The organism is Saccharothrix coeruleofusca (assembly GCF_017876325.1).
GTDB classification, from domain to species: Bacteria; Actinomycetota; Actinomycetes; order Mycobacteriales; family Pseudonocardiaceae; genus Actinosynnema; species Actinosynnema coeruleofuscum.
Genome location: NZ_JAGINV010000001.1, coordinates 1,010,745 through 1,024,035, shown reverse-complemented (window position 1 = coordinate 1,024,035; position 13,291 = coordinate 1,010,745). Strand labels below are relative to the sequence as shown.

Below are 13,291 nucleotides of genomic sequence, written 5' to 3'. Positions count from 1 at the left end.
GGCGATGGCTACTCGGAGGTGACGGTCTGCAGGCACGGGATCTCCACTCGAAGCAGGGTCGGCCCACCGGCCGGACTCGATATCGACAGTGTGCCGTCCACGACGGCGAGGCGGTCGGCCAGCCCCTGCAGGCCGCTGCCGCCGTTGATGTCCGCGCCGCCGACCCCGTCGTCGACGATCTCGATCACCAGCAGTTCGCCGGACTTCGAGCCGCGCACCATGGCCTTAGCCGCACCGCTGTGCTTGGCGACGTTGGTGAGCGCCTCGGACACGACGTAGTATGCCGCGACCTCGATGGTGGCGGGAAATCGTTCGTCCAGGACGAAATCAACGTCGACGGGGACGGTCGAGCGGCCCGCCACGTCGCGGATGGCGGCGCCCAGGCCGCGGTCGGTCAGCACCTGCGGGTAGATGCCGCGAATCAGTTCGCGCAGCTCCGTCAACGCGAGCTTCGCCAGCTCGTGCGCCTCCTCCAGATCCCTGCGCAACGGTCCGTCCGGCGCGTCCATCGAGGCCAAACCGAGCTTCATGCTGAGCGCCACCAGCCGTTGCTGCGCGCCGTCGTGCAGATCCCGTTCGATGCGCCGCCGTTCCGCCTCGAACGCGTCGACGAGCCGCGCACGGGACTGCACGACTTCACCGAGCGTCACCTTGGGCGGCGCCAGGATCGCCCTGGCCACCACGGCCCGTGCACCCGCCCACGCCGTGATCGGGTAGGCGGCGACGGGAATGAGCATGAGGCCGCCCGCCGCGAAGGTGTAGGCGATCGCGGGCACGACGGTCGGCTGCAGCGGCGCGGTCAGCAACGCGGCAGGCACGCCCAGGGCGACGGCCACGACGCCCAGGTCCATCCACCACAGCGCCAGCAACGAACCGAGCGCATATCCGAGTTCGCGAACGGTCACGCGGCCGTGGCGCATTCTGCGCGCATCACCGGCCAGGTCTAAATCCACCAGCCGCGTTCTGAACAATTCGAAATGCGGAGCGACGAGCCAGCAGAACAACAGTGCGAACACCACCGCGGCACCGACCGCGACACCGGTGGGCAATGCGGTCTCGACCACCGCGGCGGCCACCACGGTGAGCGCGACGGAGCCCAGCACGGCACTCGACAACAGGTAGGCGATGGACCTCCAAGGCCACCCTGACGTGAGGAAACTCAGTGGTCTCTTGGCTAGCGCGGTGAGCGCGGTGCGATCGGACACGCATCGACAGTAGCGGCCCGGCGCCGTACGACGGTAGTGCTGGGTATACCCCGGAATGTCGTTTCAGCACGATTGCTGGTGGCCCCGCCAGCCGGTTGAATTTGTGCCATGCCAACGACAGACAGCGTCCAAATGTGGTCAGTCTCCAAGGTTTACGGTTCCGGAGCGCAGTCGGTGACTGCCCTGAACAACATGACGACCTCCTTCCGGGCAGGCACCTTCACCGCGGTGATGGGGCCGTCTGGTTCGGGCAAGTCGACCCTGCTGCACTGCGCCGCCGGCCTCGACCGACCCACCAGCGGAAAGATCCTCGTCGGTGATGTCGACCTGAGCACCCTCGACGAGACGCAGCTGACCCTGCTGCGCCGCGATCGCATCGGGTTCGTCTTCCAGTCCTTCAACCTCGTCTCGGCGCTGACCGCGGAGCAGAACGTGGCGCTGCCGGGCCGCCTGGCAGGCAAGGCGCCCAGCCGCGAGCAGGTCAACGCCGCGCTCGCCGAGGTCGGTCTCGCCCGGCGCGGCGGCCACCGGCCCAGCGAGCTCTCCGGCGGTGAGCAGCAACGCGTCGCCGTCGCCAGGGCCCTGATCAGCAGGCCCGCCGCCGTGTTCGCGGACGAGCCGACCGGTGCGCTCGACACCAAGACCTCCCGCGACGTCCTCGCGCTTCTGCGCAACATCGTCGACCGCCACCAGCAGACCGTGATCATGGTGACCCACGACCCCTCCGCCGCCGCGTACGCCGACCGCGTCCTGCTGATGGCCGACGGGCGGGTCACCGACGAGCTCTACGGCCCGTTCACGGCCGAGTCCATCGCCACCGCCATGGCGAACCGTCAGGAGCAGCCGTGCTGAGCATCGCCACCCTCAAGTCCCGCTGGACCAGCTTCGCAGGCACCTTCGTCGCCGTTTTCCTGGGCGTGGCAATTCTTTCCATGACCGGCCTGGTGCTGATGTCGGCCCAGCCGGAGATCCCCGAGCGGTACGCAGGCACCCAGGTCTACGCCCAGAGCGCCGCCGTCGGCCAGGAAGACGGCACGTTCACCGACACCAAGCCGTGGTCCCCGGAGCGGACCGCCGAACTGGTCAAGGCCTTCGAAGCCATCCCCGGCGTGCAGAAGGCCGTGCCGGACCGCAACTTCTACGCCCAGGCGGTCATCGACGGGAAGCCCGTCGGTGACCAGGACTCCGGTAACCCGCAGGGCCACTCGTGGTCCAGCGCGGCACTCGCGCCGTACTCGATCAGCGAGGGCAACCCACCGAGCAAGCAGGACGACGTGGTCGTCGAGAAGTCCCTGGGGGTCTCCCCCGGCTCGAAGATCTCGTTGCTCACCGGCGACGGTCCGAAGGACTTCACCGTCACCGGAACGGTTGACGCGCCTGGTTTCTACGTCACCGACGCGACCGCGGCCAAGCTGGCCAGCGGTGTGCGGATCATCGGTCTCGTGACGGCACCGGACGCCGACCTCGCTGCCGTGGAATCCGCGGCCAAGGCCGCTCAGGGCACGGACGGCCGAGTCCTCGCCGGTGCCGCACGCACCGGACTCGAACTGAAGGGTGACGAGCGGGTCCGCTGGATCGGGCAGCAGATCCTGGTCGCGATGGGCAGCCTCGGCGGCTTCGTCTCGATCTTCGTCGTCGCCTCGACGTTCGCGTTCAGCGTCGTGCAGCGCCGCCGGGAACTGGGGTTGCTCCGCACGATCGGCGCCACGCCGAAGCAGGTCAAGCGAATGATGTTCGGTGAGGCCATCGCCATCGGCGTGGTGGCGGGCATCGCGGGTATGATCCTGGGCACCGCCATGGCACCTTTGCTGGGCAACCTCCTGGTCTCGGCGGGTCTGCAGCCGGCGAACTTCGCGGTGAAGACGCAGGCCGCTCCTCTGCTGGGATCGTTCGTCGCCGGTCTGGCCGTCGCTGTCGCCGGTGTCTGGGCGGCGGGTCGACGCGCCTCGCAGATCCGTCCGCTGGAAGCGTTGCGTGAGGCCGCGGTCGACAAGAAGCCGATGACCCGTGCTCGCTGGATCGCCGGTGGTGCGGTCTCGGGCATCGGTGCCCTGCTGCTGCTGGTCACCATGCTGTCCTCGTCCGAGGACATGATCACCAACGCGCTCTACTCGGCGATGGCGCTGATCGTGGGCATGACCCTGCTCGCACCGGTGATCATCCCGCCGGTCGTCCGGACGTTCACCCTGCCGCTCGCCAGGCGCGACGGCGCGGTCGGCATGCTGGTCCGCGAGGGTTCTCTGGCCGCGGTGCGGCGCACCGCCTCCACTGCGGCTCCGGTGCTGGTCACGGTCGGCCTCGCGGTGCTCATCGCCGGCATGTTCGAGACCAGGGCGAGTGGGTACGCACTGGACGAGGCGGTGTCGACGCGAGCCGACTCCGTGGTGGTCCCGCAGGGCACGCCCGGCCTGAGCGCGGCGGCGGTGCAGGCGATCCCCGGCACCTCGTTGCTGCCGACCGAGCTCTACGGTCCGGAGGCTTCGCACTTCGGCGCGATCGGTGTCACGCCGGAGGAGTTCACCAAGGCACGCAGCAGGCTCACCGTTCTCTCCGGTTCCCTCGACGACCTCAAGGGCAGCGAGAGCGTGGTGCTCAACGAGTCCACGGCGAAGCGGCTGAACGTCCAGACCGGACAATCCACCCCGCTCACGTTCGAGGACGGCAAGACGGTCGACTTGAAGGTGGTCGCGGTGATCACGGACAATTCGGCGGCCACACAGGCACTGCTGCCCCGCCAGACCGTCCGCGAGCACGACCCGTCCGCGCTCACCTCGGCGGTGTACATCGTCGGATCGGCTCCCTCGCAGATCGGTGCCGAGCTCGGCGCCGAGGTGATGGACATGGCCACGTACGCCGCGGCGGTCGACGCCGAGGAGGACCGGCTGGTCCGGATCTTCATCATCATGCTCATCGGCATGTCGCTCGGCTACACCGCACTGGCGATCGCCAACACGCTGATGATGGCCACGGCGGACCGCAAGCGCGACTTCGCGGTGCTGCGCCTGACCGGTGCCACCAACAGGCAGGTGCTGAAGACCGTCGCGGCGGAGTCCGTGCTGGTCGTCGGGATCGGTACCCTGCTGGGCTTGACGGTCGCGGTGATCGCACTGTTCGGCATCAAGACCGGACTGTCCCAGCAGCTCGGCACGACGGTCTCCATGACGATGCCGTGGGGTGTGATCTTCTCAGTGGTCACGATCTGCCTCCTGCTGGCACTGATCGCCAGCGTGCTGCCCGCCAGGCTCGCGTTGCAGGCCGCCAGAGAGGCCAGGTGACCCTCACCCCCCATGAGGTGCTCACCGACCGGGACCCGGCGCCGCGGAGGACTCCCCTCCTCGCGGCGCCGGGTCCTTCGTGTTTAAGCACGAACTGAATCGTGCGTCTACTTCGGACTGTTGAACGGCTTCTTTAACACCTGGATCAACTCCGTCAGCCGGTGCCAAACTCGCGATCGACCACGTCAGGTTCCGCCTGGGGGAGCACTCGTGTCCTATCTGGGTTTTCCGCGGCTCAACTTCGCCGGCACGTTCCAGTCCGACATCTGCACGGTGAACAACATCCCGCCGTACTACGACAACAACATGTTCGAGCCGCGGTTCCAGTGGCGGATGAGCATGCCCGACTACAACGGCTTGTGGCACCCCAAGGGCAGCAACGCGATCAGACTGACCGACCTGCGGATCACCAGCGGCAGTCTGCCGGACGGGACGCTGCTGACCACCAGGGCGCAGGACCCCCTCGTCGGCTGCCGAGTCACCGACGACGACCTGCGCGCGCACGGCAAGTTCGTCGACCTCGACCCGCAGAACCAGATGGTGTCCGAGCTGTACGGCCTGCGGATGCGCATCCTCGACAGCGAGGGCAACGAGGTGCTGCGCGGCGACTTCGCCCCCTCCCCCGTGGATGACGTGTGGTTGCGAGCCCGGCTTCCGTCCGGCCGCGGCGACCCCTCGGGCAGCTACCAGTCCGTCCTCACCGGCCTGGTGTGGGGCGAGGTCCGATCACCCGCCCTGCAGGCGATCCGCGCAACGACCACCGACGACGTGCTGTCCGTCAAACTCGTCATGGACAGCGTCGAGGACGGCGTCGAGCACTGGCCGGACAACGTGACCTACGGCAGGCTCGTCGGTTCGATCGGCCCGCACCTGGCCGGTGAGCCCTGCCAGTTCGTCGCCGGACGGCGCCTGCGCAAGACCGCCGGCAGCCCGCTCAACCCCGCCCCGTGCCGGGTGGACGAGGCCGCGTCGGCGGTGTTCGTCGATCTGGGCAACAGCACCCCGACGACTGCGCGCGGCGGACCGCTCGTCGACCTGGGCCCGCTCAATCTCGTGGCACTGGGTGGAGACCCGGTGGTGCTGGCGCCGCTGACCGGCACCGAACCGGCCGCGTACGAGCGCACCGCGGGCATCGCGGTCGCCAAGCTCACTCGAGAACAGCTCGAGATCGCGAAGAAGACCCCTCTCGCGATCCGCAAGGCGGGCACCGGCGAGACCCTGCTCGCCGAGAACGCCGACGCGACCTACCTGCGCTGCGAGCAGGTCGTCTTCCGCTTGCACCCCGGCAAGTCGCAGGCGACCGCCACCACCGTCGTGCACGCGACGAAATTCGGCGGACCCGCCGCCGGGGTCGAGGTATTCCTGGGCACAGGCAAGGAGCCCGCAGCGTTCGGCTACCCGGAGAAGGTGACGACCGGGGCCGACGGCAGAGCGCTGATCTCGTTGAGCGGCGAGGACCCCGGCAACCCGCGCAAATGGGTCGACGGCGTGGCCGTCGAGTGCCCCTACGGCTTCACGGCCAACGGACAGGAGCCGGAGGGTCAGCTCGCGGTGCGCATCTTCGACCCGTGCCCGCGCCCGGCGAAGCCGACCTGGGTTCGCGACGTTCAACCGATCCTCCAGCAGTACTCGAACCTCTACCCCTCCATGAACGCCATCCTGGATCTCGGCAACTACAACCACGTCATCCGGCACCAGACCTACATCCGGCGGACCATGCTGGCACCACCGGAATCGCCGAACCACATGCCGGTCACGCGTGATCTCTCACCAGGAAGGCGTGACATGATCGTCGAGTGGCTGGACACCAAGCCGGCTCCACCGATCCTCGAGATCGAGACCGTCGAGGACCTCCGCGGCGCGCTGCAGCAGGCGCTGCTGGTGGAGCTGGCGACGATCCCACCGTACCTCGCGACGCTGTTTTCGATCAAACCCGGCCATAACGTGAAGATCGCCGAGCTGATCCGCGGTGTCGTGATCGAGGAGATGCAGCACCTGGCCCAGGTGTGCAACATCCTCAACGCGGTCGGCGGCAAGCCGCAGATCGGCAGACCGGCGCTCGTGCCGACCTACCCCGGCAAGCTGCCTGGACCGGTCATGCCGGACGTCGTCGTGCGGTTGCGCCGCCTGTCGATCGAGCACGTCCGCAACTGCTTCATGGCGATCGAGCAGCCCGACCACCCGACCGTCGACGGCAAGGAGTTCAAGGGCGCGGTCATCAAGCCGGAGAACGTCCAGCTGGACAACGCGGGAAACGTGAAATCGGTGCCCGCGAGTGACATCCGCGCGCTTGAGGACTGGTTCAACAAGGCCGAGTACACGCCGATGACGATCGGCTGGTTCTACGACCGGATCGCACGCGGCATCTCGAAGCTGGACCGCGAGGGCCAGCTCTTCACCGGTGACCCGAACCTGCAGGTGAGCTGGCCGGACGCGCCGGGCGTGCTCTACCGCGTCACGGACAAGAGGTCCGCGCTGCTCGCGATCTACCAGATCGTCGAGCAGGGCGAGGGCAGCCCGCACGACCTCGACGGCGACGACCTCGCCGATCCGGACGAACTGGGCCACTACTACCGGTTCGCCGAGATCGTCGAGGGCCGTCAGCTCGTGCGCACCCCCAGCGGGGAGTGGAAGTACGAGGGGCCGGAGATCCCGTTCGATCCCGAGGGCGTCTACCAGGTGGTGGACGACGCCGACACGTTCCGGCTCCCGGCGGGCGGCCAGCCGCGCCGGTCGTCCGAGGCCTGCGACGAGTCGTACACGAACCTGCTCACCGCGCTCAACCGGTTGTTCAACGGCCACCCGGAGGAGTTCGACAACACGGTCGGCCTGATGTACCAGATCCAGTTGCAGGCCAAGGCCCTGTACGACACTCCGGCCCCGACCGAGGCGGACGCCGTGCTCGGTCCCGCCTTCCAATCCCCCGGCCTGCGCTTCTAGTGCCGTGACCGGCAGCGTTGCCCCGTGCTGGGCGGCGTCGGCCGTCGTTCACCGCACCGGCACCAGCCGGTCGCTCGTCGAAGGTCTTCCCGGTCTCGTGAGGGGCCGTCGGCATCCCTTTCGCTCACCGGATTCGTCTTCTGGGTCGCATCGTGCCCACTCCATGGGGGAGCAAGTGACACGCATTCATTTTTCGGTAGAGGACCTGGCGCGAACAAAGTTCTGCACCGTGGACACGCCCACCGCGGAAACCCTGCTCGCGATGAGGCTGCTCGGCAACGGTGGAGGAGGTCAGTCGTTCCGCAGGTGGCAGACGGCGGTGCGCAGCCGGCTCGGAGCGCCACCTTCCGCACAGCAGCGGTTGTTCCGCTCAGCCCAACTCTCCTCGGACTTCTTCACCTCCAGCGCAGCCGGTGGCCACTTCGGGCTGTCCCTGGTCAAGGCGGGTTACCAGCGCGAGGACATCGCCTACATCACCAACCACTTCTACCCGCTCGCGATCGTGCCGTACTGGAACGGGATTCGCGGCTACCTCGAGGCCGAGCGCTCCTACCGGGGCCGCGTCATCCTCAACGACGGTGTCGAGGGCATGCTGCGCAGCCTGCAGCCCATGATCACCTGGAACGCACCGGTCCTGGAGACCGCGAGCCCCACCGGACCGGAGATCCACCTGAACAACCGGGGTTTGTTGATCGTGCCCTCGCTGTTCCTGTTCGACCAGGTCACCGTCATCAAGCCGCCGGCGTCGCGGCCCGACGCCCCCCCGGTGCTCGTCTACCCGGTGCCGGTCAACGGCACGACGGCGAACTCGTTGTGGCAGCTGGCTCCCTCAACCGACAAGGCGCTGGGAGCGCTGGTCGGCCGGACGCGGGCGAAGGTGTTGCGCACTCTGGTCGACAGTCACAACACCGGTGAGCTCGGCCTGCGGGTCGGCGTTTCGGCAGCGGCCGCGAGCCAGCACACCGCCGTGCTGCGCGAAGCCGGTCTGATCATCACGCGGCGCAAGCAGAACACCGTGCTGCACTCGCTGACTCCGCTGGGGCTCGCGCTGCTGAACAGCAGGGGCATCGAGCCGAACGCGACCGGGGAGACGCCTGATGCGCGCCGCTCGGTCTCCTGAGCAGCTCGACGTCGTGGTGACCAGCACGGCGTCGGACTCCCACACGTGGAACCTGGTGTACCTGCAGCTCACGATCGAAGAGGCCGGGCACCGGGTCCACAACCTCGGTGCTTGCGTGCCCGACGACGAGGTCGTCGACGAGTGCCTGAGGCGGCGGCCCGACCTGCTGGTCGTCAGCAGTGTCAACGGGCACGGGTTCACCGACGGCCTGCGGTTGATCACCGCGCTGCGCTCGTGCGACGACCTGCGCGGACTGCCGGTGGTCATCGGCGGCAAGCTCGGCATCTGCGGCACCGCCGGGGTGCACGGCGAGCTGCTCGAAGCGGGGTACGACGCCCTGTTCGAGGACGATCCGGAGCTGGCCAGGTTCCGCGGGTTCCTCGACTCACTGGTCCTGGTGCGCCGATGATCTCGTTCGGCGGCTTCGTCCGCGCGGCCAGAGCCCGAGGCCGGCTCGTCGTGCAACCGCGGATGGGGATGAGCGACCCGGCGACGATGCGCGCCGGACTGCTCGCGACCCGCGACGCGGCGGCGACCACGGTGGGCACGATCACCGTCGACAGCTACACCCGCGTCGGTGACAACACCGGCGCGGCGCTGGCCCTGGCCCGCGGCTCGGCGATGAACGGCTACCCGATCACAGCGCACAGCAGGCGAACAACCCGCCGGGTGCTGCACGGTCTGGGGTTCCCGGTCCAGGTGCGGCACGGCTCCGCGATGCCAGGCGACATCGTGTCCGCGCTGGTCGCAGCGGGGATGCACGCGACGGAGGGCGGGCCGGTGTCGTACTGCCTGCCGTACAGCCGGCTCCCGTTGCGCGACTCGGTGGAGAACTGGACTCGCGCGTCCGAACGGCTGGCCGCGGTGCCGGACCACCACATGGAGACGTTCGGCGGCTGCATGATGGGTCAGCTGTGCCCGCCGAGCGTGCTGGTCGCGATCACCGTGCTGGAGGCGTTGTTCTTCCGTCAGCGCGGGCTGCGCAGCATCTCGCTGAGCTACGCGCAGCAGACCAGCCCGGCGCAGGACGTCGAGGCCGTGGCCGCGCTGACGAGCCTGGCGGGCGAACTACTACCCGATGTGGACTGGCATGTGGTGATCTACGCGTACATGGGCGTCTTCCCCCGCACCCCGGCGGGCGCCCGGCGGCTGATGGCCGAAGCCGCACGGCTCGCGGTCACGACCGGCGCGGCGCGGCTGATCGTCAAGACCGAGGCCGAGGTGCACCGCATCCCGTCCGTGGCGGAGAACGTGGCGGCGCTGGAGCACGCGGGCGACGTCGCCGCGTTGTGCACGCCCGCTCCCGCCGACGGCCGTGACACCGAGACCTACGCGGAGGCGCGGGCGATGATCGACGCCGTCCTGGACCTCGACGCGGACGTCGGCATCGCGCTCGACAAGGGCTTCTCCGCGGGCTACCTGGATGTGCCGTTCTGCCTGCACCCGGACAACGCGGGCCGGGCCCGCAGCTACCTCGACCAGGACGGCCAGCTGCGCTGGTCCGCCACCGGTTCGTTACCCATCGGCGGACCCTCGACGCACCGCCGGGACATGACCTCATCCGACCTGCTGGCCGCATTGTCCTACATGGAGCGACGGTGCGACACGAATTGAGGAGGATCGCGTTGGACAGCACACCGTCCAGTCCCAGGGAACATCTGAGCTCACCAGTCACCAGGGCGGTGCTGCGGGTGCAGAACGCGGTACTCGCCGCGACCAGGGAGTTCCTGTCGGCGCAGGGTTTCACCGAACTGCTGCCGCCCGTCATCGGCCCGGTCACCGATCCGGGTGCGCGCGGTGCCAAACAGGTCGACGTGGACTACTACGGCCACCGCTACAAGCTGATGACGAGCGCGATCCTGTACAAGCAGGCATCGCTGACCGCGTTCGACCGGATCTTCTGCATCGCGCCGAACGTGCGACTCGAGCCACCGGAGACCTCGACCACCGCCCGACACCTCGCCGAGTTCCACCAGATCGACGTGGAGATCGCCGGTGCGGGCGTGGGCGAGGCCATGGACCTGGCTGAGAACCTCCTGTCGCACGTGGTGAAGTCCGTGGTCACGATGCCGGAGCTGGTCCTCCTCCGCCGGGACGTCGACACGCTGAACGCGGTGCCGAACGGCGCGTTCGGGCGCCGGACGCACGCGTCGGTCGTCACCGAACTGCACTCGCTGGGGCACGAGCAGAATCCGGACGGCGAGATCGACTGGCAGGCCGAGGTGCTGCTGTCCTCGCGCGCCACGCAGCCGTTCTTCATCACCTCCTACCCCAAGGGTTCGCGCGGCTTCTACGACCGCGAGTCCGCCGAGAATCCCGGTGTGCTGCGCAACTTCGACCTGATCGCGCCGGAGGGCTTCGGTGAGCTGTGCAGCGGCAGCGAGCGCGAACACCGGTACGCCGAGATCGTCACGCGGATGCGGGAGACCGGGGAGAACCCGGTCAAGTACGGCTGGTACCTCGACATGGTCCGCGAAGGCATCCCGAGCAGCGCCGGGTTCGGGATCGGGCTGGAGCGGCTCACCCGCTACCTGTGCGGCTTGGAGAACGTCTGGCAGGCATCGGCCTACCCCAAACTGCCGGGGGTGGCGTCGCCGTGACGCTGCGAGCGCCGGGTTTCCCCGAGCAGGACGTGCGCGTGCGGGCCACCCACGGCCCGGCCGCGATCTTCCCCGAGTTGACGGAGTACGGGACCACGTTGTTCGGCGCGGTCGCGGAGTCCGGTGACCGGCTGGACTCCGCACGACTGGTGCCGCCGTCCTTCATGCCGCGGCGGCTGGAGAAGCTCATCGAACTGGGCCGCGAACCGATGTACGACGCGGTGGACCTCACCACGTCCGTCGGCGGCTTCCAGTCCGCACTGCCGCTCTACGTCTCGGCGTTCGGCTCCACCAGGGTGGCGTCGGACGATCTCGGTGTGGCCGCGGCGAGGCAGGCGGGACGACTCGGGATCCCGCTGGTGATCGGTGAGAACGTCGTGCCCGTCAACGGCTACGGCCGGATCGATGGCGCCACCGAGAAGTCATTGCTGGCCCGGATTCGCGCCTATGGTGAGGAACTGGGCGAGCACAGCGGTGGCGTCGTCGTGCAGCAGTCCACGGAGGACGCCGACGCGGAGGTGTGGAACCTCGTCTACAGCGACCCGGCCACCCAGCCGCTGCTCGACACCGGGCGGCTGGGCCTGGAGCTGAAGACCGGCCAGGGTGCGAAGCCCGGCCTGGGCGGGATGTCGGTGCTGGACAGCACCTCGGCGGTGGCCGACCGGTTCCACGTCGACACGGTCTTCGGCACGGACGAGGTGCTGCGCTGCGCCAGCCCCGGCACGTTCACGCAGGAGATCCTGAGGCAGCAGATCCGCCTGATGCGCAACAACTACCCCCGCGCCAAGGTGTGGGTGAAGCTGCCACCTGCGAGGGACGTGGCCGACGCCGCTCGGACCGCGTGGGAGGCCGGTGCGGATGCGGTGGCGGTCGACGGCGCCGAGGGCGGGACGGGCTGGGCACCGACCGGGTTCCTCGCCCACGTCGGCCTGCCGCTCGCCGAATGCCTGCGCCGCCTCGGCGAATCCGCGGGCGACCTGCTCGTCTCCGGGCGGATGTGGGAGGGCACCCGAGTGGTGAAGTGCCTGGCGCTGGGCGCGCGGGCGGCCGGTCTCGGCCGGGCGGCACTGCTCGCGGCGGACACGGATCCCGTGCACGGGCTCGAGAACCTCGTGCGGTGCCTGGAACTGGAGCTGCGCCTGCTCGTCAGCGCGCTCGGGAAGTACTCGGCCGGCGCGGTGTCGGCGGAGGACCTGTGGTGGGGGGATCGTGCCAACTGACCTGATGATCCACGCCGAGGACGTCGTGAAGTCCTTCGGCACGCACACCGCGCTGGACGGGGTGACGCTGCGGGTGCCGCGAGGCACCGTTCTCGGCCTGCTGGGCCACAACGGCGCAGGCAAGACCACGCTGATCAACGTGCTCACGACCGTGCTGCCGCCCGATGGCGGCACGGCCTCGGTGGCGGGCTTCGACGTGGTCGCCGAGGGCGCCCAGGTTCGTTCGAGCATCGGTCTGACCGGCCAGTACACGTTGGTCGACGAGGACCTGACCGGCAGGCAGAACCTGGTGATGATCGCCCGGCTGCTCGGCCTCTCGTCCCGCGACGCCCGCAGGCACGCCGCCGAGCTGCTCGAGTCGTTCGGCCTCGTGGACGCGGCCGACCGCAAAGCAGGCAAGTTCTCCGGTGGCATGAAACGACGGCTGGACCTCGCGGTGAGCCTGGTCGGTCGGCCGCACGTGGTGTTCCTGGACGAGCCGACCACCGGTCTCGACCCGACGAGCCGGATCGCACTGTGGGAGACCGTCGAACGGCTCACCCGCGAGGAGGGCACGACGGTGCTGCTGACCACGCAGTACATGGAGGAGGCCGACCGGCTGGCCGATGCGATCACGGTGCTCTCGCATGGCCGCGTCGTCGCGTCCGGCACGGCAGGTGAGCTGAAGGCCGGACTCGGCCGGCGCACGGTCACCATCACGCCGTCCGACCCGGCACTCGCCTCCGAGGTGTTGTCCCGCAACGGGTTCGAGGTGTGCCGCGAGCTGGACGCCGTGCACGTGCCGGTGTCCGCGACCCGCGAGGTGGCCGTCGTCGTGCGGCTGCTCACGGACGCGGACGTCGACCTGGCCGCGCTGACCGTCACCGAGCCGAGCCTGGACGACGTCTACCTCGCCCTCGCCGCGCAACCACGAGGAGTGCTCCAGTGACGA

The 13,291-nt window shown here is 69.0% G+C and carries 10 protein-coding genes; 9 read left to right on the top strand and 1 reads right to left on the bottom strand.

All coding sequences use genetic code 11. The features are described from left to right. Positions 1-8: 8 nt before the first annotated feature. Entirely contained in the window at positions 9-1,205 is a 1,197-nt protein-coding gene (locus JOF41_RS04855; RefSeq protein WP_209616415.1) for a sensor histidine kinase, read from the bottom strand. A 108-nt stretch (positions 1,206-1,313) separates the two neighbouring features. On the opposite strand from JOF41_RS04855, the gene JOF41_RS04850 reads away from it, so the two are divergent. The 9 genes from JOF41_RS04850 to JOF41_RS04810 all read left to right on the top strand — a co-directional run bounded on the left by JOF41_RS04850 (position 1,314) and on the right by JOF41_RS04810 (position 13,288). Continuing rightward, positions 1,314-2,057: an ABC transporter ATP-binding protein gene (locus JOF41_RS04850; RefSeq protein WP_189226182.1), complete on the top strand. Its 744-nt coding sequence runs from the start codon at positions 1,314-1,316 to the stop codon at positions 2,055-2,057. Then, positions 2,051-4,480, top strand: a complete 2,430-nt coding sequence (locus tag JOF41_RS04845) for an FtsX-like permease family protein (protein WP_209616413.1) — start codon at positions 2,051-2,053, stop codon at positions 4,478-4,480. The genes JOF41_RS04850 and JOF41_RS04845 overlap by 7 nt, the downstream gene beginning before the upstream one ends. A 210-nt stretch (positions 4,481-4,690) precedes the next feature. Next, a complete protein-coding gene (locus tag JOF41_RS04840; RefSeq protein ID WP_209616411.1) occupies positions 4,691-7,420 on the top strand; it encodes a ferritin-like domain-containing protein in 2,730 nt (909 codons plus the stop codon). Between the two features lie 4 nt (positions 7,421-7,424). Next, positions 7,425-8,540: an ArsR/SmtB family transcription factor gene (locus JOF41_RS04835; protein ID WP_189226184.1), complete on the top strand. Its 1,116-nt coding sequence runs from the start codon at positions 7,425-7,427 to the stop codon at positions 8,538-8,540. Continuing rightward, entirely contained in the window at positions 8,518-8,949 is a 432-nt protein-coding gene (locus JOF41_RS04830; RefSeq protein ID WP_189226185.1) for a cobalamin B12-binding domain-containing protein, read from the top strand. Before JOF41_RS04835 ends, JOF41_RS04830 begins: the two co-directional genes overlap by 23 nt. Beyond that, positions 8,946-10,154, top strand: a complete 1,209-nt coding sequence (locus JOF41_RS04825) for a methylaspartate mutase (RefSeq protein ID WP_209616408.1) — start codon at positions 8,946-8,948, stop codon at positions 10,152-10,154. Before JOF41_RS04830 ends, JOF41_RS04825 begins: the two co-directional genes overlap by 4 nt. Before the next feature lie 11 nt (positions 10,155-10,165). Then, positions 10,166-11,140: an asparagine synthetase A gene (locus JOF41_RS04820; RefSeq protein ID WP_244989509.1), complete on the top strand. Its 975-nt coding sequence runs from the start codon at positions 10,166-10,168 to the stop codon at positions 11,138-11,140. Next, on the top strand, positions 11,137-12,360 hold the full coding sequence (locus JOF41_RS04815; RefSeq protein WP_189226187.1) for a glutamate synthase-related protein: 1,224 nt from the start codon (positions 11,137-11,139) through the stop codon (positions 12,358-12,360). The genes JOF41_RS04820 and JOF41_RS04815 overlap by 4 nt, the downstream gene beginning before the upstream one ends. Positions 12,361-12,364: 4 nt before the next feature. Beyond that, positions 12,365-13,288 (top strand): ATP-binding cassette domain-containing protein, encoded by a 924-nt coding sequence (locus tag JOF41_RS04810; protein ID WP_209624025.1) that lies wholly within the window; start codon positions 12,365-12,367, stop codon positions 13,286-13,288. Positions 13,289-13,291: the final 3 nt, after the last annotated feature.

Excerpts from the sequence above, each read along its gene's own strand:
- JOF41_RS04850 (WP_189226182.1), top strand. The coding sequence starts at position 1,314 with ATGCCAACGACAGACAGCGTCCAAATGTGGTCAGTCTCCAAGGTTTAC.
- JOF41_RS04830 (WP_189226185.1), top strand. The coding sequence starts at position 8,518 with ATGCGCGCCGCTCGGTCTCCTGAGCAGCTCGACGTCGTGGTGACCAGC.
- JOF41_RS04825 (WP_209616408.1), top strand. The coding sequence starts at position 8,946 with ATGATCTCGTTCGGCGGCTTCGTCCGCGCGGCCAGAGCCCGAGGCCGG.
- JOF41_RS04810 (WP_209624025.1), top strand. The coding sequence starts at position 12,365 with ATGATCCACGCCGAGGACGTCGTGAAGTCCTTCGGCACGCACACCGCG.